The sequence below is a fragment of the Psychrobacter sp. T6-6 genome (assembly GCF_052258185.1).
In the GTDB taxonomy this organism is placed as follows: domain Bacteria; phylum Pseudomonadota; class Gammaproteobacteria; order Pseudomonadales; family Moraxellaceae; genus Psychrobacter.
Genome location: NZ_JBQQEX010000002.1, coordinates 440310 through 463313, shown reverse-complemented (window position 1 = coordinate 463313; position 23004 = coordinate 440310). Strand labels below are relative to the sequence as shown.

Genomic DNA, 23004 nt, shown 5'->3' with positions numbered 1-23004 from the left:
TGTTATGCGTACTCATATAGGATATAAATATGAAACGCATTTTGATCAACGCCACCCAAAACGAAGAGATTCGTGTCGCCTTATGTAAAGGCAACCACTTGTACGATTTTGACTTAGAAAACCGTACCCGCGAGCAAAAAAAATCTAATATCTATAAAGGTCACGTGACCCGTGTAGAGCCGTCACTCGAAGCCGTATTTGTTGAATATGGCTCACAGCGTCAAGGGTTTTTGCCAATTCGTGAAATCTCTGCCGAATACCTAAGCGGCAACCCACGTGACGAAAACATCAAAAAGCTGATCAAAGAAGGCGACGAGCTTATTGTTCAAGTCGAAAAAGAAGAGCGCGGCAATAAAGGCGCTGCCCTATCGACGTATGTCTCATTAGCTGGTCGCTACCTAGTCTTGATGCCAAATAACCCACGTGGCGGCGGTATCTCACGTCAGATCTCAGGCAAACTGCGTGAAGACATGAAGCGCATGTTAAGCAATCTTGATTTACCAAAAGGCATGAGCGTCATCATTCGTACGGCAGGTATTGGTAAAACTCAAGAAGATTTACAGCATGATTTAAATCACTTGCTCAATATTTGGCAAGCTATCCAAGAACAAAACCAAAAATACCCATCACCGCGCTTGGTTCACCAAGAAGCGGGGGTGGTCACTCGTGCTGTGCGTGACTATCTACGTGATGATATCGCTGAGATTTGGATCGATAACGAAAACGCTTACATTGAAGCGGCGGGCTTTATCGATGCGGTGATGCCAAAGCAAGCCGAGAAGCTACGCAAGTATACTGATTATGAGCCGATGTTTTCGCGCTTTAATATCGAAAAACAAATCGAAACCGCCTATCAGCGTGAAGTGCGTCTGCCTTCAGGTGGCTCAATTGTTATTGATCAAACAGAAGCACTGGTCTCTATCGATATCAACTCAGCCAAATCAACCAAAGGCTCAGACGTCGCTGAGACTGCCTATCATACCAACCTAGAAGCGGCTGATGAAATTGCCCGTCAGCTTCGCTTGCGTGATATGGGTGGTTTGATTGTCATTGACTTCATTGACATGAATGACAACAAACATCAAAAAGAAGTGGAAAAACGTCTGATTGACGCCACCAAATATGATCGGGCGCGCGTACAATTCGGTGATATCTCTAAGTTTGGTCTGATGGAAATGAGCCGTCAGCGTCTACGTCCTTCACTAGAAGAGTCGACTGGCTATATCTGTCCGCGTTGCCATGGCAATGGTATGATTCGTGACCTACGTTCGTTGTCGCTCTCTATTATGCGCCAAATCGAGCAAATTGCGCTCAAAGAGCGTCAAGGTGAAGTACAAGCAGAAGTGCCTACAGACATCGCAGCATTCTTACTGAATGAAAAACGCGACAGCTTGGTGTATCTTGAGCAAGACAGTGGGACGCGTATCACGATTTTGCCACATGCTCATCTAGAATCACCAAACTTCAAGCTACACTTTAACCGTGATGGTTTTGCACCATCGAGCTATGAGCGTATCACTGACGCTCAAGAACAAGAGCACAGCGATCTTGGCTACAATGTCGACTGGCAAACTGCAGAAAAAGAACGTCCTGAGCAGCAGCCTACTCGCCAGCCACGCAAAACGCCAAATGACAGCAACAAACCAAACCGACCAAACACGCAGCAGAGCAAAGCGTCACAAACGCAAAATGAGACGGTAAATCATAGCAATGATCGCCGTAATCATAAAAATACCAATGATACTGTGTCTGCACCGCAAGATAGCAAAACCCAGAGCAACTCCGTACCAGTCGCGCCGCAGACTCAAAATATCGAAACGGCTGCTCAACCACAAGCCGTTGCTTGGTTATCCAACCTATTTGCTCAGGCGCCGCAAGCGTCCACAACACCTAGTGTCAGCAGTCGTGATGCCGCTGAAGCTATCGAAGCACTAGTAAACACTGGGGCCCAAAGCCTAGGCTCATTCGGTCAAGTTGATAGTAATGCGTTGAATAGTGCTGGCACAAATAGTGCGCAACCAGCTCAACGAAGCAATAGTCAAAATGATGACAGTCAATCGTCAGATAGTAATAGCAACCGTCAGCAAGCTCGTCGCAACAACGACAGTGATACTGATGAAAACAATAACGAGGACAGAAGAAGACGTAAGACCCGTAAGTCTAGATCTTCTAAACCGCGTCAAAGAAAAGAGACAACTGACGAGAATACTAACAACGTCAGTAATACGGACAATAGCGCTGATAGTAAATCCTATGACAGTCAGGACCAAAATCAGCCAGAAAAGCGTCAGCCAGACAACAGACGTAATAACAATCGCAATCGCAACAATCGTCAAGACAGCAATCGCAGCGCGAATGAGCAGAACAAAGCTGACAAGACTGAGAACGAAACCAGCCAAAAGCCTGATGAGCAGACTCGTGCTAAGCGTAAATCGCATAGCCAACGTGGCTCACGTGGCAAGCTGGAGCGCGGTGAGACGCTAACGGCTGACAATATTGAGCAAAGCAAGCAGCAAAACTCTAAGAACAGCGATGCCGCCAATAGCAAAAACCACTCTGGTACGCGCCGTAGTCAAGATCCTAACGAAGTCGTGCTACAGGTCAACGAAGCACCCACTGCGTTAAAAGCGTCAGAAGTCGTGCACTTGTCTTTAGATGACAGCAAGTCTGCACAGGTAAAACCTCAACCTAACGATAGGCATAGCCAAAAAAACAGTACGGTGAAAAACGAGCGTACTGAAGAAAGCGCTGTTCAACAGCCTTCTGCTAGCCAACAACCTAGTGGCAGTGAGCAAAACGCTGAAAAGCAAAATACCACGGCTCAAAAGGCGGATAAGCGAAGTGACGATAAGCAAAGCACGGTAGAAATGCCAGAGCGTAAAGTTAATAATGATAAGGATGATGCTACCAAAGCTGAGGTACAGAACGAGACACCTGTACATGAGCCAGTTGCTAAAGAAAGAAAAGCACCTGTAGAAGCATCATCGAGTTCTACAAGTAACACCGAAAGCAAATCGGAAGCGCCAACACCGGTAACTGCTGATGCAAAAGAAACGGAAGAGACTTCAAAACAGCAGCAGACAGCTGATACGACCGATAGTGACAGTAAGACAGAAGCATCTAAGCAAGCTCCAGCCCAGGAGAGGCGCTCGAACGAGAATGCCATGAGTAACTCAGCACTTGAGCTGACACATGAGGCATTGTTTGGTGCACGTTACGTGACTGCTGAGAAGTTTGGTCAAGCCAGTAACGATCCACGAGTCGTAAAGAGCAAGCAAGCCCAAGCAGTGCAAACACCTCAAGTAGCAAATTCTGCTGTGGTAAGTGCTCCTGCAATACGCGGTACAGTTGGTGAGTTTATACGTACAACGCTGCCAGACGCGCCAGCTCGCTTGGCAGAAGATGGCGTTATCAACTGCTTTATCGCAACGGTTGCCTTGCATGCTGAGCAAGCAAAAGCTACTGGCAATGCTGCTGAAGATAAAAACAGTATTAGCAACAGTGAAGTGGCCAGTCAGAGCTTTGACTTTAGTAACTACGGTTATCAGCCACTAGCAGCTGAGTATTTGATGCGCTTTGAAGCGATGACGCAAGCCGTTAGTCAATTTGCAGCAGCTCAAGGCAAGACGGACGTAGAGCCACGTACTATCAATAAGCGTGCTAGTAATGATCCACGTGGTCAACATCCTGACTATCAAGAATCCACTCAAGAGTCCGCAGTCTTAAATGTCCCTACCGAGCAAACTTCAGAAAATGAAGAACCGTCGGTAGAGACCAAGCAAGATACTGCTGAAGTGGACGCGCATAACGTTGAGGCAACTGCATTAGCGAATCAAGAGCAGACAGATGATGTCAGCACTGATAGCGAACAGTTACTAGAGCTTGAGAATGCTCAATCAGCGACTGAAAATGTAGAAGCTGAAGCTGAGCAAGTTACCGACGCTCAAGCAGAAGAGTCTACTAAAGAAGCAAGTAAAGAAGATAGTCAGGCAGCCAAATCTAAGACGACTATTGCCAGCTATAAAAATATGATCGAGAATGTGGCTGAGCAATTACTGCCGCAGACAGGCATGTTTAATCTGACTACGCCAAAAGTACCAAAGGCACGCAGTCGTAAGCCTAAGTCTGAGCATAAAAAACCGACACAAGTAGAAAAAGCAGAAGCTGATGACACCGGCGATGATAGCTAAAGCACGGTAATATAAAAGTCATTTAAATGTAAAAGCCCCGATACTTATAAGTATCGGGGCTTTCTATCTTTTTGGCGTGATGATCTTAGTTTAATAATCTTAGCTTGCTTTCAACTTAACTTCTTTAACCTAATACATAGCTAACGGCGCAATGACTGAGTTAGTGCGCAGTAGCATCGCCGCCACGCATTTTGCTAATAGTCGTCACAATGGCTACCACGATAACACCAACGATTAGTCCGACCAGTCCATTCAATAATGACGCGGTCAATCCTTCGAACACCCCAGTAAGATGAGCAATATCTTCTACACTATGATGCAAAAAGCCGATACCGTGAACAATAATACCGCCACCCACTAAGAACATCGCAATTGTGCCCGCTATTGATAAAAACTTCATTAGCTTCGGTGCTGCTGCAAGCATAAACTCACCAAACTTGCGTTTGCTGTCACCTGCTTGTGAGTTCTCAATAAGATGTAAACCTGCATCATCAATCTTGACGATACCTGCAACCAAGCCATAAATACCGACGGTCACCACAGCAGCTACTATCGAGAGCACGATACCTTTTTGAACGATATCGCCACCAGCAGCTGTGACCGCGCCTAAAGAGATAACAATAATCTCAGCCGATAAAATAAAATCGGTGCGTATCGCGCCTTTAATTTTGTCTTTTTCAAACGCAACCAAGTCTATATTGTCATCTGCATTGGCTTTTAAGCGGGCATTTTGCTCCTCATCATGAGGCAATAACTTTGGCCAAAATTTGTGTATGACCTTTTCAGCCCCTTCATAACTCAGATACAACCCGCCGATCATCAATAGTGGGGTAATCAACCACGGTATAAAATAGCTGATCAAGAGCGCCGCTGGTACTAAAATCACCTTATTCACAGCCGAGCCCTTGGCAACTGCCCAAATAACAGGAAGCTCGCGACTTGGCTTAACTCCTGTGACCTGCTCGGCGTTAAGTGCCAAATCATCGCCAACTAAGCCTGCGGTTTTTTTGGCAGCAATTTTGGTCATGACGCCTACATCATCCATTAAGATGCTGATGTCATCGAGTAAGGTTAATAAACTGGCACCTGCCATGCGTGCTCCTTAAAGCAAATTTGTTAAAGATAAATCGTTAAATGATATAAATTATTATAAAAACGATGCTATTAGCTGTAGATTACAAGGGCAGGCATATATATTAAATAGTACAAATGTATCTTATTTTTTTAGCTCACGTTAGCAACCATTCTTTAAAGTTAGTATTGTTTGCACTAATTGGCTGATGTACTGCCGCTGTCATTATCTACAATTATGGTAATATAGAGAAACTCACCACCTACCCTTTACCATCAACAAGTCATAAAAATGTCTATAAAATTAGACCTTTAAAGTTAGCCCTTTAAAGTTAGACCTTTAAAGTTAGACCTTTAAAATACTACTAAGACACACCACTATAGATAAACGTTCATAGTATTTTTATATATAGTGTTGTTATATAACGAACTCATCATTAGGCGCGATGCCTATAGGAAACCCGTATGCCATCACCTATTAGCAAAAAGACCACTACATATAATCGTTTTTCTCGTACTATCCTCTCTCGTGTTGTGATGGGTGCCTTACTGGTAGGTGTTGCTGCTGGCTGCTCCAATAATTCAGCGGACGCAACCAGCAATACTAGCGTGGTCGGTGCTACACAAGCTCAAGCTGCTTCTGGGAAAGTATCAACTGGTGCAACATCAGCTGACAATGACCCTACCGTTGTCAAAGCATTACAAGCAAATTTAAAAGCATCTGGTATCGAAGAAAATATCGTTTCAGCAGTACCGACAGATATGGATGGTATCTATTGGGTGACGGCTGAAGGACTACCGTCTTTCTTTACAGATAAATCCGGCAAGCATATTATCCAAGGACAAATCGTAGCCGTTGGTGATGCTGCACCCGTTGATATTAGTGCCGCTTTGGTCGCCAATACTGCACAAGAAGCGCTAAAGGCAGTGGACAAAAAAGAGATGATTATTTATCCAGCAAAAGGGGCGACCACCGCTGTTGTCTATGCCTTTACTGATGCAGACTGTGGTTATTGTCGTAAATTGCACGAAGAGATGGATGATATCAATGCCCGCGGTATTGAAGTACGTTACTTGGCATGGCCACGTAGCCAAGAGTCGGTACCAAAAATGGAAGCAGTTTGGTGTAGTCAAGACCGCAACGCCGCTATGAATCAGGCAAAAATGGGTGCCAATGTGCAAGCCCCCAACTGCGCAAACCCAGTACAAGAACATATGGCATTAGGGTCAAGACTTGGCGTACGTGGCACCCCAGCTATTTTTACTGAGACAGGACAACAAGTGGGCGGCTACCTACCTGCGGCACAATTGGCGCAAGCCGTCGGTGCTAACTGATGATTTTTTTGGCAAAATTCACTGCTATTATCGTTTTATCAACAGTAGACGATATGACCTTGGCGACATTGTGTAGACGTCACAACTGCTTGTCGGTATGATACGATAAAGCACGATGCAACATCAGCAATACCCTTTTATCTGAGCATTTTTTATTCAACTATGATGAAGTATGTATGCGAGGCTGCCATAGAAAATGCGCACAGACTGTCGGTTTAGTACCGCAGGCTCATTTGGCACTGTCACAGCGTTTTACTTCATTATATTCAACCTCTTGAGGATACTGTGAGCAATTCCATCAAACTAGCGATACTTGGTCTAGGAACCGTCGGAACAGGCGTGATCAACCTAATCAATGACAATTTAGATGAGCTAAAACGCCGTAGTGGACGCGACATTATTATTACCGAAGTAGGTACGCGTCGTCAGCGTGATGATATCGATACAAACATCACGCAAAACAGTGACTTGATGGCAATTGCGGCAAGCGACAATGTCGATATCGTTATTGAAGTGATTGGCGGCACTACCCTAGCAAAAGACGTCATCATGCAGGCTATCAAAAATGGCAAGCATGTAGTGACCGCAAACAAAGCCTTATTGGCTGAGCATGGCAATGAGATCTTTTCTTTTGCTGAAGAAAACAATGTCCACGTTGCCTATGAAGCAGCAGTGGCAGGCGGTATCCCAATCATCAAAGTGATGCGTGAAGCTCTCGCTGCCAATAAAATCGATTGGCTTGCAGGTATTATCAACGGTACTGGCAACTTTATCATGACCGAAATGCGCGACAAGGGTCGTCCATTTGCTGATGTATTGAGCGAAGCACAAGAACTTGGTTATGCAGAAGCAGATCCGACTTTTGATGTTGAAGGTATTGATGCCGCGCACAAACTGGCCTTGCTCGCCTCTATTGCGTTTGGTATCCCATTGCAATTTGACAAGGTTTACTGTGAAGGCATCACTGGTATTACTCTACAAGACGTCAACTATGCCGAGGAGTTGGGCTATCGTATTAAGCACTTAGGATTTGCAGTGCGGCGTGATGGTCAAGGTAACGACGACGATGCTGGTGTTGAGCTGCGTGTACATCCAACGCTTATTCCGCAGGATGCGTTACTTGCCAATGTCAATGGCGTCAAAAACGCCGTGTTGGTCAACTCACATCCACTTGGACAAACACTCTATTGCGGTGATGGTGCAGGTGCAGGCGCTACTGCTTCTGCCGTGATGGCAGATGTCATGGATTTAGTCCGTGTACTTGGCAGCAAAGATAATGACGATCAAAGCAGCAGCGATCAAAATAATCACGGACATCATGTGCCGCATTTGGCATTCATCCCTGAACAGTTATCGGACACGCCAATATTACGCGCTGAGCAGATGATTACTGGTTATTACTTACGCGTACATGCTTACGATAGCCCTGGCGTCTTAGCAGACATCACTCGCATCCTAAGTGATGCTGGTATCAATATCGATGCTATTTTGCAAAAGCCTGCTCACAAAGTCGGTCAAGTGCCTGTGATTATATTGACCTTGCCTGTCGTTGAGAGCCGGATGAACCTAGCTATCGAAAAAATTGAAAAACTCGATACCATTACTGATAAAGTAGTACGCATTCGCTTAGATGAGCTAGCGTAAACAAAATACTGAATGAATCGGTCCTTTTAGTAATAAAAATATTTGTAGTCATACAAGTGCAGCTAGCTGATCAATGTCTGATCCATTCAGCAAAATTTTTAAACAAAACACGTAATAAGGAATAATAACGATGTCAAATGATTCAATTGTAATTTTAAACGGTGCACGTACTCCAATGGGTGGATTCCAAGGCGTATTAAAAGACGTCAGCGCTACCGATTTAGGCGCTGCTGCCATTAAAGCCGCTCTCACACGCTCAGGCGTTAGTGCTGATAACGTCGATGAAGTGATAATGGGTTGTATTTTGACTGCAGGTTTGGGTCAAGGCCCTGCTCGTCAAGCAATGCGTAAAGCAGGTCTACCTGATTCGACTGGTGCTGTGACCATCAACAAGCTATGTGGTTCAGGTCTAAAAGCAGTCATGCAAGCGCACGACGGTATCAAAGCTGGCAGCTTCGATGTTGCTGTGGCTGGTGGTATGGAATCAATGACCAATGCCCCTTACCTGATGCCAGGGTCGCGCGGTGGCTACCGTATGGGTCACAAAGAAGTAAAAGACCATATGTTCTTAGACGGTCTAGAAGATGCTGAAACGGGTAAGCTAATGGGTATGTTTGCTCAAGAAATGGCAGACGAAAAAGGCTATACGCGTGAGCAAATGGATGAGTTTGCTATTGAATCACTTAACCGTGCTCTAACAGCGATCAAAGACGATCATTTCAAAGATGAGATCGAGCCTATAACGTTCAAAACTCGTAAAGGCGAACAGACAGTCGATACTGATGAACAACCAGCCCTAGCAAATGCTGATCGCATCCCTACCCTACGTCCAGCATTTGCTAAAGACGGTACGGTTACAGCGGCAAATGCCAGCTCAATCTCAGATGGTGCTGCTGCTGTTGTCGTCATGAAAGAATCACAAGCGAAAGCGGAAGGTCTTGATTATCAGGCTCGTATCATTGCAACTGCATCAAACTCACGTCATCCAAGCGAATTTACGATTGCACCGATTGGCGCAGTTGAAAAAGTACTCGCAGGTGCTGGCTGGTCAGTGGATGAAGTCGACCTATGGGAAATCAACGAAGCTTTTGCTATGGTCACTATGGCTGCTATGGACGAGCTAAAAATCGACCATGCCAAAGTAAACGTTGAAGGCGGTGCTTGTGCCCTTGGTCATCCAGTAGGCTGTTCAGGTGCGCGTATTCTCGTTACCCTTATCAACTCTCTTAAGCGTACCGGTGGCAAAAAAGGGGTTGCAACCCTATGTATCGGTGGCGGCGAAGCTGTAGCCGTTGCGATTGAGTTGCCTTAACTGCTAATTGTCTTGTAGACAATGATTCTAGGCACGAATTGCCCTTTAATTTTTATAATTTACTATTTTTCTAAAACCGTAGCGCAAATGGCGCTGCGGTTTTTTGTTTATCCTCTGCTCAACTTTACCTATCGTCTGCTTCTGTAAAGACATGTTCTTTTTCCACGTCATCTATGTTGTAGACTTTACACCCTATTACACGCAATTACGGCAAGTGCACACTTTGCTACCTTGCTCATATATCTCATCCAAAATCATGGTGTTAGGATAGCTACAAGTTGATGAGAGAGCTAATCCCATAGTTTAATCCTAACTTTGTAATACAAATGATATTGCGTTAAAACTTAAAAATAACTATTAATTTTAAAACTATAAACTCATATAAAAGGAAGACAATAATGAGCCAGCTAATCCGTTTAAAAGATATCCAAGCCACTCACCGCGACCTAATCGGTGATGACTATTATGATCCAACAGAAAAAACCGCCTACGGTGTGAATGAAGAAAAGATTGGTAAAATTGAAGGTGCCTTAGTAGAAGACACCACTGGCCGCATTCGCTATTTGATCGTTGATGCAGGTGGCTGGTTTAGCTCAAAAGAAGTACTAGTACCAGCAGGTTTAGCACGTATTGTAGGTGACGATGTATTTTTTGATAGCTTGACTAAATCACAAGTAGAGGCGATGGAAGCTTATGACCATGACTATCAGTACAGCTACAAAGAGCAGTACGAAAAAGATCGTCAAACTTTTACTGCTGATACCCTACCAGCTGAAGAGCGTGTAGATATCGCAGATCATTCTTATGATGCACCAAATACATTAGAGCTTTTAGAAGAGCGTCTAACAGTAAATAAAGACCGCATCGTAGCTGGTCTAGTAAAAGTAGGCAAACACGTCGTCACTGAAGAGCGTAATGTTGAAGTAGAGCTAGAAGAAGAGCATGCTGATATCCAACGTACTAGTGTCGATCGTCCAACAGACCGTCGTATCGGCGACGCAGATGTAAGTGAAACGGTAGAAGTTGAGCTAGAAGCAGAACGTGCCCGTGTGGCCAAAGAGACTTACGTAACTGAAGAAGTAAATGTTGGTAAAACAACAGATCGTCATACAGAGACTCTTGTTGAAACTATCCAACGTGAAGAGTTAGACGTAGACAACAACGGTAATGTGGTTGATCGTGAAGGCAATCTAGTAAATCGTGATGATATTACTGCAGATGACGTACGCCGCGCCCGCGGTATGTAATGTGTAAAGTAAATACACGCTTATATTTAATAAAGAGACCGGAGTTATACTCTGGTCTTTTTTGTGGGTTAGTTTCTTTACCACTCTTTATATAATCTGTTGCACGATTCATACTGAGATACACGCGCTATATTTAGTATCTTATACAATATAAATAATTTTAAAAATCTATCATTCATTGCTCGCACACCATAAGGAAATAATCATGTCTACTAACAACAGCGATCTGTACCAAGACAATTTAGACAATGAGCAACACCTGCCAACTGATAATACATCGAACGTGGTCAATGTTGGGCATCTAGAGCTATTAGAAGAACGACCAGTTGTAAATAAAGAGCGCTTGGATGTGGGTAAAGTGACTGTCACCAAACATACGCGCACAAAAACCATCAACGTACCCATTGAGCTTATAGAAGAATATATTACTATTCGTACTGAGTACCATGATACAGAGAGTCAAGATTTGCTCTCAGGTAACTATGATGAAAAAGATATATTGCGTCATGTTGAGCCATCGCTAGATAGTAAGGCAGTAGTGACTGTTAATGGTAAACAAGTAGAGATCGGTGATGAGCCAATTGAAATTGTTTTATCACGTCAAGTAGCTACGGTTACTAAAGACACTTATGCTATTCAAGAAATCGATGTCAATAAGAGCACGCACGTACATACCGATAGCATTCAAGTAGAGCTCAAGCATGAAGAGCTAGAAGTCACTGAAGAGGGATTCTTGGCGCACGAGTCACAGAATAATGACTCTACTCGTTTGAAATAAATGAGAGTCTGACTTTTTTTATTAGCCCGCAAAAGCTACAGACACAGACAATAAAAAGCAACGCTCACTCGCGTTGCTTTTTATTGCTCCTGTTTGCTCTAAAGTCGCTAATGCTTGACTATGAGACTTTATTACATTCAAAGGTATCAACGTTTGCCTCATCAGTACCAGCCGTACGCATCACACCTGTATCGCGCGCTTCGTGGGCGACGCGCCACTGCGTAAATCCTTGACCACCATCGATAGATGTTGCCACTTCAAACACTTCAGGGTTAGTACCTTCATTGGTTTGATTCAATGTTACTGTACCCATATCAGTTGCAACCACCACTTGATTGGTTTCTTCTTTGTAGGTTGCATCAACTTTCAACTCAGGCGAGCACAAATATAGTATCTGTGTCACGCCGCTATTAACAGAAGCAACCGTGTCATCCTCTACTTCATTGAGTGAGGCATCTTCGCTATTGACCACAACGTCACTCGGTTCAGCAGGCTCAGCAGACATAGGCACAGACTCTTCTGTACTAACGCCTTCCATACCTGCTTCTGGCTCTGATTGTTGCTGACAGGCGCTGATCGTCAATGCGCCAGCTAGTAGTCCTGTCAACGCTACTGAAGTCCGCAACTGTTTTAATAATTCTAAACTCATAACTCTCTCCCAAATAGATATGCTAAACACTATAGCGTGTCCACAAATTCACGCCTATGCTGAATTTGTAAATAATCAATACAAATTGTCTGCTAGACATATAAGAGTAAATGTCAGTGCAAGAAAGCTTTGTATTCACATAAAAAAGCCCTTACCTGATTTAGATAAGGGCTTTTCTTCTTCAGCTCAAAGGTATTGCTTTATGATGACCAATCCTTAGATCTTGCCGTGACACTGCTTATACTTGAGGCCTGAACCACAAGGACAAGGGGCATTACGACTGATATTCATGCCAGCGTATGGATTTGGTTCGTTGGCATTACTCGGGTTGCCTGCAATAGCTGCACTTACGCCAGCTGCTGCTGCACCAGTAGTATTGCGGTTCTGTGGTTGCGGCTGAGCGGTGGCACTGTTCGCACTGCTATCCAAGTTATCGACATCATCATGCTCGAACTGCATCTGCATGTGAGCGGCATTTTCGCGCTGCTGAGCTTCTAGTGCTTCAAGCTCTTCTTTGGTTGGTATATGTACGCGTGACAAGTCCTGTACGGTTTCAGACTTGATTGCACCCAGCATCATCTGGAACAGCTCAAACGATTCACGCTTGTACTCTTGCTCAGGGTTTTTCTGTGCATATCCGCGTAGATGAATCCCTTTACGCAGCTGATCCATCTGTGTCAAATGCTCTTTCCAATGCTTATCTAGGCTTTGTAGCATAAAGTGACGCTCAAGCTGAGCTGCGTCTTGCTCACCCATCTGCTCACGGCGACTGTGATAACGATCTATCGCCGTCTGAACGATTTTCTCGCGTAGCCCTTCTTCATCTAATCGGCGGTCTTCATCTAACCAATCGTTGATCGGCATTGTGATCTTGAATTCATCCTCAAGCTCATCTTCTAATCCATCGACGTTCCACTGATCATCAATAGAGCTAGGCGGAATAAACTGATTAATCATGGCATTGTAGACTTCTTTATGCATCACTTCGATGGCTTCTAATAGCTCCATCTCAGCCAACAGATCATCACGCTGACCATAAATCACTTTACGCTGCTCATTGGCGACGTCATCGTATTTCAGTAGGTTTTTGCGAGCATCAAAATCGCGGCTCTCAACCTTACCTTGTGCGTTCTCAATCGATCTAGAAACCATCTTATGCTCGATAGCTTCGTCTTCTTTTAGACCCATTGCGCGCATCATGTTGACCACGCGATCACCTGCAAAAATACGCATCAAGTCATCTTCAAGCGATAAGAAAAAACGTGACATACCAGGGTCACCCTGACGACCAGCACGGCCACGTAACTGGTTATCGATACGGCGTGACTCATGACGCTCAGAACCAATAATATGCAAACCACCAGCGGCCACAACTTGATCGTGCTTGACTTGCCACTGGGCTTTTAGACGCTGCATCTCCTCCGGGCTGACCGCATCAATATCTTCGATAAATGATTGCCAGTTACCGCCTAAGATAATATCCGTACCACGACCTGCCATGTTAGTTGCAATCGTGACTGATTTTGGACTACCTGCTTGCGCGATGATTTCCGCTTCACGTTCATGTTGCTTGGCGTTTAGGACATTATGTTTGACGCCTCCTTGATCGAGTAAGTAAGACAACTCCTCACTGGCTTCAATCGTCGCCGTACCAACCAATACTGGCGCACCTTTTTCCTGAATTTCTTTAATCTCGCGGATGATACCTTTGTACTTTCCTAACTTTGTTAAGAAAATCTGATCATCCATATCAATACGAGCAATGGGCTCATGCGTTGGAATAACGATGACATCTAGATCATAGGTAGACTTAAATTCTGCTGCTTCGGTATCAGCAGTACCCGTCATACCAGACAGTTTGTCATACAGACGAAAGTAGTTCTGGAACGTCGTCGTTGCAAGCGTTTGGTTCTCTGCTTGAATCTCCACACCTTCTTTCGCTTCTACTGCTTGATGTAGACCTTCTGACCAACGGCGACCTGGCATCGTACGACCAGTATTCTCATCAACGATAACCACTTCGCCTTCATCGACGATATAGTGGACGTTTTTGACAAAGACATGATGCGCACGAATGGCTGCTTGAACGTGAGCCAATAGTGGCAAGCGGCTTGGGCTATACAAGCTTTCGTTTTCACCAAGCTCACCTACTTCGATTAAGAAGCGCTCAATTTTCTCATAGCCTTTTTCGCTAATCTCAATCTGGCGATTTTTTTCGTCAATCCAGAAATCTTCTTCTTCGTTGTTCTTGTTGGCTTCTTCATCTTTTGAGCGGATCAGCACAGGAATAATGGTGTTGATCAGCGCATACATGCGTGATGAATCTTCAGCTTGACCCGAAATAATCAGCGGTGTACGCGCTTCATCGATTAAGATTGAGTCAATTTCATCAATAATACAGAAATTTAGTGCGCGCTGTTTCTTCTCTTCTAGCTTAAACACCATGTTATCGCGCAAGTAATCAAAGCCGTACTCGTTATTGGTACCATAGGTAATGTCTGCTTGGTAAGCATTGATCTTTTCTTGTGGCGGCTGCTGCGAATAAATAACACCAACGGTCATACCCAAAAACCCAAATAGTGGGCGGTTTAGCTCAGCATCACGAGCAGCCAAATAATCGTTGACCGTAACCAGATGGACACCTTTACCACTGATAGCGTTTAGATACATCGCCAAGGTACCCATTAGGGTTTTACCTTCACCCGTTTTCATCTCAGCGATTTTGCCTTCGTGCAAGGTGATACCACCGATCAGCTGCACATCGTAGTGACGCATACCATTGACACGTAATGATGCTTCGCGGCAAACGGCAAATGCCTCTGGCAATAGTGCATCTAAGCTTTCGCCTTTTTGATGGCGTGCTTTAAACTCTTCGGTTTTTTGTTGTAGTTGCTCATCAGACAGGGCTTGTATTTCAGCCTCTTTTGCGTTGATCTTACTGACCACTTTACGCATGCGTTTTAATTCGCGGTCATTTTTAGTGCCAACCACACTGCCTATAATCTTTGATAACATAATTTTTTGACCTATGGAATATTCGATAATTAGTGCGCATTAGCCAAAGCTTAGCTCGCGGCCTTGTCTTCATTCGACTAAGTACTACCTAATTTAGTATCGCCCAATTAAGTGTGCCGTCATTATATATGGTTATGGCGCTGATGGATACAAGGGCAGCGAGTAGATATTTGCTGCGGTAAAAACCACGCAGGACGTGTTAAAATAGTGCATACCCGCTTACGTTTCTTAGCGTTTTGCATGACTTTATTGGTTGGCCATTGCTTTGACTCTCGTATAGCTCTATCGGTAAATACTAATCTAGAATTGATAACTGAACCAGTTATGTATAAATAGCTGACGCACCTATTAAGTCAACATTCATATATCAAACAAGCAACGCTATAAAGCATCTACCACAATACACTGATCATCACTCATTACAGTACTATAAGAGACTCTGCATGACCGTAAAGCCACCTGTACAAAAACACACGTTAGCGCCTACTACAACAGATAACACCTTGTCAAAATCAGACACCTCTAACCATTTGAGCATAGGCAATGCTGTCTATAACCTAGCAAATCATACGCCGATGATGGTGCAATATCTAACCATGAAAGCCAACTATCCACAAGCACTGCTGCTATACCGGATGGGTGACTTCTACGAGCTGTTTTTCGATGATGCCAAAATTGCCGCGCAAATATTAGATATCACACTCACTCGCCGCGGTAATGACAAAGCAGGTAATACGATAGCGATGGCGGGTGTACCGTTTCATGCAGCCGATAGCTACATGGCACGCTTGATTGCGGCTGGGCAAACCGTGGTGGTCTGTGAGCAAGTAGACGACGCCGTCAGTAGCCCTGTCGCTGACGATAGCGCAAGCTTAACTAACATGGGTGACAAACAAAAAAAGAGTAAAAGTAAATCGGCAGCTGGTAGCATCATGCGCCGCGAAGTCGTCAAAACACTCACAGCAGGCACTATTACTGATGATGCTCTGATTGCGCCAAACCATACACCTACTGTAGTCGCTATCGATATTACTAGCGTAAAAACTCAAGATAGCAGCCAGACCATACAGGCGGCAGTCAGTCAAATGGACTTGGCCGCTGGCACACTAACCACGCAAACCCTGAGCGCTGACAAAGACGATGCAGATAGCTTGCAGACGCAGATGCTGACGGTGTTGGCACGGTTTGCACCTAGTGAATGTATCATTAGCGAAGCGCTCGGCGATAGCATTGGAAGCAATGATACAGAGTGGACACTGTGGTTACGGCAACATCTTGACTGCCCTATCATAGAAGTTGCTGCCAATGATTTTCATCGTGGGCACGCTAGTGACACGCTTTGTCAGCAGTTTGAAGTACAGCGTCTCGATGGTTTGGGTATTGCAGATAATATACTGGCACAATCTAGTTGCGCGGCGTTGATTCACTATGCACGCCAGACTCAGCAGCGACATGTACCACAGGTCAATCAGCTTATCGTTGAGCACAGTGATAACTATCTAATTATCGATGCTAATAGTCAGCAAAATCTTGAGCTATTTACCCCTGTTAGTAGCAGCGGCACGTCATTGATATCGGTCCTCAACCACTGCCAGACACCAATGGGCAAGCGACTGCTCATGCAGCAGATGAAGCGTCCGCTTCGTCAACATTCACATGTCGATATGCGTCTTGATGCAATAGACGTCTTATTAAAGACCGATAGCAAATCCGCTCAAACTACCCAAAATTCAAGAAACAGTTCATTGGTAACCCGCTTACGTGACACGCTTAATACCATTGGTGATATCGAGCGCATTAGTAGCCGTATCGGGCTAATGAGCGCAAAACCTCGCGATTTGCGCAAGCTCGCCGATGGTATCTCTAGTAGCGTCCAGCTTACAACTTTACTCGTAGATGCAGGTATTAGCCATGACCATACTGGACTGCTACCTATGCTGATGCAGCAAATGCCCGCTCAGCTACCTGCTGTTCAGGCTGTCTCTGAAGTGATCGAGCGCGCCATCATCACAGAGCCACCTGCACATATACGTGATGGTGGCATGCTGGCAGCGGGTTATGACGATAAGTTCGATCGTCTCACTCATCTTCATGACAATATCCAAGCCACACTAGATAAAATGGTAGAGCAGGCTCGTCAAGACAATCAATTGCCCAGTCTAAAAGTAGGCTTTAATAAAGTCAGTGGCTTTTACTTTGAACTACCTAAAATGCAAGCGAAGAACGCTCCGGCTCATTTTATCCGTCGGCAAACCCTCAAGAGTAGCGAGCGTTTTATCACCGATGAACTAAAAGAAGTCGAGACAGAATATCTGAGCGCGCAATCTTTGGCACTAGCTCGTGAAAAACAATTATACCAAGAGCTACTGAATCAATTAAATGAAAGTCTGGCGGATCTACAACAGCTGAGTGCTGCTATCGCCCAAATAGACGTACTGAGTAACTGGGCAGATCTTGCCATAACCTATAACTGGCAACGTCCAGTCATGGGTCATAGGTCGAAAGATAAAGACGAATTAGTCGCTCATAATCAAAGCAACATTGATATTCGCCAAGGTCGTCACGTTGTGGTCGAAGCTGCATTGAGTCAGAATAACGCCAACCACAACAATAATCATTCATTAAGCACCAAACACTTCGTCGCCAATGATTGTACGCTAGGTAGCGCCCATGCTGATAGTGCTAATAGTGCTGAAAAAGGACATCCTGAAAGACTGCTCCTGATTACTGGTCCCAATATGGGCGGTAAATCCACTTATATGCGCCAAACTGCGCTGATTGTCTTGCTTGCTCATTGCGGTAGCTTTGTACCCGCTGAGCACGCTCATATCGGTGATATCGATCGTATCTTTACCCGTATCGGCTCAGCTGATGATTTAGCAGGCGGCAAGTCGACCTTTATGGTAGAGATGATAGAAACCGCTAATATCTTAAACCAAGCAACGAATAAATCGCTCGTATTAATGGATGAAGTCGGACGCGGTACGGCGACCACTGATGGCTTGGCCATTGCTCACGCTTGTGTCAATCGCCTAGTAGAGATCGGTTGCCTGACATTATTTGCCACTCATTATTTTGAGCTGACACAATTGGTACACAGCGATGAAGGTCATCACAACAATATCCGTAATGTCCATGTTGCCACTAGCGAAGTCGATGGGCAGTTGTTACTCCTTCATAAAATTAAGGAGGGTGCAGCAAGCTCTAGCTTTGGATTACATGTCGCAAAGATGGCTGGCATTCCCACTCACGTGCTAGATGATGCCAAACGCTACTTAGCCGAGCACTTAGTAATGGATAGCCTCAAAGTAGATGACTCAAAAGCATATCATCAGAAAACCACTGATGATAAAAATGAATTAGCTAAGTCAGTAACGGATAAACGAGCACAGGGTTATAATAGTGACGCTCCAAATCACAAAATAAACCATATTGCACAAGCGGAAGGCGTACTAGATAATCCAAAACAAAATCAGCTATTTAGCTTACAAGATGAACTAAGCGCTATCGATCCTGATAGCCTAACACCCAAACAAGCGCATGATATGCTATATCATTTAAAGAAAATCATTAGTCATTAAAGGGAATTGTCAAATAGTAGCAAAGGCGCTAAAATACGATTTATTTTTTCACTATTCTATATAGCCCTTATAGTTGATCAAATTTAAAAGCGCTGCAATGCGACCGAGTGTACGTCTACACCTTACGTCAAGTGACGTTGACGCAATAACGCTTTTAAAAATTGACTATATCAGCCAATTCAACAACAGGTAGACCTCGCTATGACCTTTGTCGTTACAGATAACTGTATTCTTTGCAAATACACCGACTGTGTAGAAGTCTGTCCTGTGGACTGCTTTTATGAAGGCCCAAACTTCCTCGTCATCGATCCTGATGAGTGTATCGACTGCGCGCTGTGCGAGCCTGAGTGTCCAGCCAATGCGATCTTCTCAGAGGACGAAGTGCCAAAAGATCAAGAGATGTTCACTCAGCTCAACGAAGAGCTGGCACAAAAATGGCCGAACATCACTGAGATGAAAGGACAAATGCCAGAAGCGGCTAAGTGGGATGGCGTGGAAGGTAAGATTCAGTATTTAGAGAGGTAGCTTATTTATAAAACTCACTTCCAATAAAAAAGGCTGAAGTATTTCTTCAGCCTTTTTTATTGTGCTGTTTAGTAGACTTCTCAAACTAGATTAGGCTTTGCTTACCTTCCTCTATAAATTAACCATTAAATAACTAATAACTTCCTCTACATGAGCCAGGTAAATATTTAGCAGGAATGGTTGTGCCATCTGCTACTGAACCACAGCGCCAACCTGCAATAGTTTTGCCACCATCAGTGATACCTACTAAAGCATTATTACCAGTTTGGATAGGGGTTAGCGTCAAAGCATTCGTTGTGCCAGTTAGTGTAGATAAGTTTGCCTCGTCAGCCAATACAGTAATGACCCCATTGCTACTTACTGTGACACTTTTTACGTACTGAGTCGCAGTGAATTCATCGCAAGCATTAGGTAAAATACTAGACACATCAGCTGCTAAAGAGGATTGTACTGCAGCTACTACTGACGTACGACAAGCAGAGGCTGCTAACATTACTTCTGATGATTTGGCTTTGACTGTATAGTCTTGATAAGCAGGTAATGCGATTGCAGCAAGAATGCCAATAACAGTAATTACTATCATCAACTCTATTAGAGTGAATCCCGACTGAGTTTCAAAATATCGATTGAATTTAGATGATAGCATAACAACGACAAACCCTTTAACGAATGGTATTCTAACGTTGCACAAGATATGCCAAGCTCATAACTTATGCATTTTTTGACTTAGATTTTAATCGAATCTTACGTCAGTTAAATACTAAGTCTAACTTCATGATGAAAATTAAATCGTTATTGAACAAATAATGTTATTACCAAGGGTGTAAGTCGACAATTTTTATAATTCGTCCTTGATTCTCTATATCTATAAGTACGGTCATATCGACAGCGTTAGCTTTTAGTGGTATAAAACTATTTGCCAGTGGATACCTCTTTAATATCCTTGTTACCTCTACCGAGTCGTTGTAATTGTTTAATAAGGCAACATCTTGGCTATTTTTTATTATCAAAGGCTTAGCTAAGTCAAAATCATTGTAAAATTCAGGTCTTTGAGCTGGGCTAATATTATATTGAATCTCTTTGAGTATAGAGTCTAACTGCTTAGACTCATTAAGTTGGCTCAAATCAACATAAATATATTCTGGACCAAACCTTGGCGAATTATGTTTTTGCCTATCGTCCTCAATAATATCATTGACTCTAACCAGCTCAAACCTATCAGCTACATAAGCGATCCAAACAGGACGCGCTTCATACATTGAATACAAGCCGTAGCATAGAGCACTTAATTGAACCAATATAATAACCACTAAATCTGTACGTAAAGTTTTTTTGTTCTTTTTATAAATGACGAAGGTCAATATTGGACCTAGTATCAAGTCTACTACTAGTATCATCACAAATAGCTTACTGGCATTCGTTGCTTTAAATAACGGTGCGGGATACCAAAGTAGCTGGACCAATAGATAAGCTGCCAAAACCAGTACTATACTAAAAGCAAAATGAATGGAAAATGCTCTTAACTTATTTCGAAACACATCTACTTTAGAATACATAATAGTCTCGTCTTAGAATTGGCATAATACCTTGATATCAATAATAAACCATATAATACTAAAATTGATTTCCACGCATAAGAAAGCCAAACATTATGTTTGGCTTTCTTATACCCATCAGGTTAAATAAGAAGTTAATCCTACTTAATTTTGATTACTCACCACGGCAAGAACCTGGTAGATATTTTGGACTAATAGAATCAGAACCACCTGGACCACAGATCCAAGCATTTACCGTAGTACCTAAATCGTCTGCATCCATAGTATCGCCAGCAGCATTTTTAGGTACTAGTTGGAAAGTCTTGCTAGCTGCATCACCTAAATCATCAGCATCACTGGTCGTTACTGTGATAACACCAGTGTCGTTTGTTTCTACTAAAGCTGTATATTTTGTAGAAGGCGCAGCAGGCAAAGTAGTTGCTTCACCATCAGCAGTATCTGGACCTGGACGCTCTGGTAATCCTACTTCACAACCCCACTCATTAGCATCTGGTAAGCTACTGGCTGACTGGTATACTTCTGTAACTGTCGTACGACAGGTAGAAGCTGCTAATACTGGTTCAGCAATTTTTGCACGCTTAGTATAATCTTGGTAAGCAGGTAATGCTACTGCTGCTAGAATACCGATAATAGCGATAACAATCATTAGTTCGATTAAGGTAAAACCTTTCTGTACAGTGTTCATAAGAACTCCTTTTACGATATAGTAATGACAATATAGTTTCGGACTTTACCTAGCTATCATTGCCACTGATTATGTTTGACAGCCTAGTCTAAGGATTCAATCTAGCTACTGTCTTGTTATTGTTGTTGCAGGTAGTGTGCCAACTTTCTATAATCGCTTAGAATATTCGTTTATTTTTCTGAACTGATATCATTATTAATGCTTGTCACTTTTTAGCGTTTAATTTATGACCTGTTTTATCTATTAGATATACTAGCTTAGCTTTTTAGAGGTATAGCACAGCTGACTATATAGGAGCTCTCAATATTATTGCCAGTTTATTGCTTAAAATTGTCAGTTTATGTAAATTGCAAAAAATAGAGATAAATATAACTGACATTTTTTGTCAGCATGTGAGATTGAAGCTATTATTATCAATTACTCCACTCTTTATCTGTACCACATTTTTTGTTAGTACTGTTACCTCGACACTTTATACCTTGATAATTAAGCGTTAGATTACCATCGCTTGCCATTTGAGTATTAGACTTTGGCGTAGCAGTAATTGTCCATTTAGTGACAAGTGGATTTGTGATAGTGACATCATATAGCTTAATTCCCTGCCTTGGATATGCTGTAGCAAAATCTGCTATGACACCTGTACTGATAACACTATAACTTCCTTGAGCTAATTTTCGACTCTCAATTTCCGAAGCAATATTGTACATTTCACTCATCATATCGGTACGTTTGGTTTTAATAACGTATTGCTGATAGCTAGGATAAGCAATCGCAGCAAGTACGCCAATAATAGCGACGACTATCATCATCTCAATCAAAGTAAAACCATGTTGTGGCTTATATGCTTTTGTAATTATAGACATTACCAACTTTCCTCCCCCGTACCACAATCAGTAGAAGTTATCTTCACCGTTCTATCTTTGCTCTGACACCTTAACCCCGTACTATCGAGCATAAGAAGGTGTGCATTAGAGCCTGTAAGGCTAGAATTGGGCTCAGCAAGCATTCGCCACGCATTACCTGCAACAGAAAAACCCACTGCATTAGGTGCTAGAGTGGCGTCCGTACTTGCATCAACTAGACGAATTTTGTAGCGGTAATTATTATTATTACTACCTGCTGGCACATAGATTGTTTGGTTAGTAGGTGCATCGTCGTAGCCATTGCTAACCGTACCATCAATAGCTAGCTTTCTAGGTTGAAACCCTTTGTAAGTAAGCGCAGTAGCACGCCAACGATTGAGCTCTATCTCAAGCTGTTGCATACGTGCTTGCGCTTGTAGCTCTGAATTACGAACGACATACTGTCTATAAGACGGAATCGCTATCGCAGCCAAAATAGCGACGATAAAAATCACAACCATTAACTCAATGAGGGTAAAACCTATCTGTTGCCTAAATAATTTCTTCATACGGC

Annotated in this window: 16 protein-coding genes; 8 read left to right on the top strand and 8 right to left on the bottom strand. The window is 43.4% G+C overall.

All coding sequences use genetic code 11. The features are described from left to right. The first annotated feature begins 29 nt into the window (after nt 1-29). Nucleotides 30-4190 carry an Rne/Rng family ribonuclease gene (locus ACTXGL_RS05170; RefSeq protein ID WP_443525322.1) on the top strand — a complete coding sequence of 1387 codons (4161 nt, stop codon included), beginning with the start codon at nt 30-32 and terminating at the stop codon, nt 4188-4190. A 160-nt stretch (nt 4191-4350) separates the two neighbouring features. Here the strand turns inward: ACTXGL_RS05170 and ACTXGL_RS05165 are convergent, their stop codons facing one another. Then, entirely contained in the window at nt 4351-5283 is a 933-nt protein-coding gene (locus ACTXGL_RS05165) for a DUF808 domain-containing protein (protein WP_443525321.1), read from the bottom strand. 443 nt (nt 5284-5726) lie between these two features. Between ACTXGL_RS05165 and ACTXGL_RS05160 the strand changes: the two genes are divergently transcribed. The 5 genes from ACTXGL_RS05160 to ACTXGL_RS05140 all read left to right on the top strand — a co-directional run bounded on the left by ACTXGL_RS05160 (nt 5727) and on the right by ACTXGL_RS05140 (nt 11577). Continuing rightward, entirely contained in the window at nt 5727-6596 is an 870-nt protein-coding gene (locus ACTXGL_RS05160) for a DsbC family protein (RefSeq protein WP_443525320.1), read from the top strand. A 285-nt stretch (nt 6597-6881) separates the two neighbouring features. Beyond that, entirely contained in the window at nt 6882-8240 is a 1359-nt protein-coding gene (locus ACTXGL_RS05155; RefSeq protein ID WP_443525318.1) for a homoserine dehydrogenase, read from the top strand. Nucleotides 8241-8370: 130 nt separating this feature from the next. Further along, on the top strand, nt 8371-9552 hold the full coding sequence (locus ACTXGL_RS05150) for a thiolase family protein (protein WP_443525317.1): 1182 nt from the start codon (nt 8371-8373) through the stop codon (nt 9550-9552). 398 nt (nt 9553-9950) lie between these two features. Beyond that, the gene (locus ACTXGL_RS05145; protein WP_443525316.1) at nt 9951-10799 is read left to right on the top strand and encodes a DUF2382 domain-containing protein; all 849 of its coding nucleotides are present in this window, start codon (nt 9951-9953) and stop codon (nt 10797-10799) included. Nucleotides 10800-11004: 205 nt separating this feature from the next. After that, nucleotides 11005-11577, top strand: coding sequence for a YsnF/AvaK domain-containing protein (locus tag ACTXGL_RS05140; protein WP_443525315.1), 573 nt, complete (start codon nt 11005-11007; stop codon nt 11575-11577). A gap of 118 nt (nt 11578-11695) precedes the next feature. Here the strand turns inward: ACTXGL_RS05140 and ACTXGL_RS05135 are convergent, their stop codons facing one another. Next, the gene (locus ACTXGL_RS05135; protein ID WP_443525314.1) at nt 11696-12226 is read right to left on the bottom strand and encodes a hypothetical protein; all 531 of its coding nucleotides are present in this window, start codon (nt 12224-12226) and stop codon (nt 11696-11698) included. Between the two features lie 216 nt (nt 12227-12442). Beyond that, nucleotides 12443-15241 (bottom strand): preprotein translocase subunit SecA, encoded by a 2799-nt coding sequence (gene secA, locus ACTXGL_RS05130; protein ID WP_443525313.1) that lies wholly within the window; start codon nt 15239-15241, stop codon nt 12443-12445. Between the two features lie 575 nt (nt 15242-15816). Here secA and mutS point away from each other — a divergent pair. Continuing rightward, on the top strand, nt 15817-18822 hold the full coding sequence (gene mutS, locus ACTXGL_RS05125) for a DNA mismatch repair protein MutS (RefSeq protein WP_443525553.1): 3006 nt from the start codon (nt 15817-15819) through the stop codon (nt 18820-18822). A gap of 201 nt (nt 18823-19023) precedes the next feature. After that, complete coding sequence (gene fdxA / locus ACTXGL_RS05120; RefSeq protein WP_194363584.1) at nt 19024-19347, top strand: ferredoxin FdxA; 324 nt, start codon at nt 19024-19026, stop codon at nt 19345-19347. Nucleotides 19348-19480: 133 nt separating this feature from the next. Here the strand turns inward: fdxA and ACTXGL_RS05115 are convergent, their stop codons facing one another. The 5 genes from ACTXGL_RS05115 to ACTXGL_RS05095 all read right to left on the bottom strand — a co-directional run bounded on the left by ACTXGL_RS05115 (nt 19481) and on the right by ACTXGL_RS05095 (nt 22999). Next, nucleotides 19481-19930 (bottom strand): pilin, encoded by a 450-nt coding sequence (locus tag ACTXGL_RS05115; RefSeq protein ID WP_443525311.1) that lies wholly within the window; start codon nt 19928-19930, stop codon nt 19481-19483. 229 nt (nt 19931-20159) lie between these two features. Next, entirely contained in the window at nt 20160-20903 is a 744-nt protein-coding gene (tfpZ, locus tag ACTXGL_RS05110) for a TfpX/TfpZ family type IV pilin accessory protein (protein WP_443525309.1), read from the bottom strand. A gap of 154 nt (nt 20904-21057) precedes the next feature. After that, entirely contained in the window at nt 21058-21588 is a 531-nt protein-coding gene (locus ACTXGL_RS05105) for a pilin (RefSeq protein ID WP_443525307.1), read from the bottom strand. A 413-nt stretch (nt 21589-22001) separates the two neighbouring features. Then, nucleotides 22002-22451 carry a type IV pilin protein gene (locus ACTXGL_RS05100; protein WP_443525305.1) on the bottom strand — a complete coding sequence of 150 codons (450 nt, stop codon included), beginning with the start codon at nt 22449-22451 and terminating at the stop codon, nt 22002-22004. Then, nucleotides 22451-22999 carry a type IV pilin protein gene (locus ACTXGL_RS05095; RefSeq protein ID WP_443525304.1) on the bottom strand — a complete coding sequence of 183 codons (549 nt, stop codon included), beginning with the start codon at nt 22997-22999 and terminating at the stop codon, nt 22451-22453. Before ACTXGL_RS05095 ends, ACTXGL_RS05100 begins: the two co-directional genes overlap by 1 nt. Nucleotides 23000-23004: the final 5 nt, after the last annotated feature.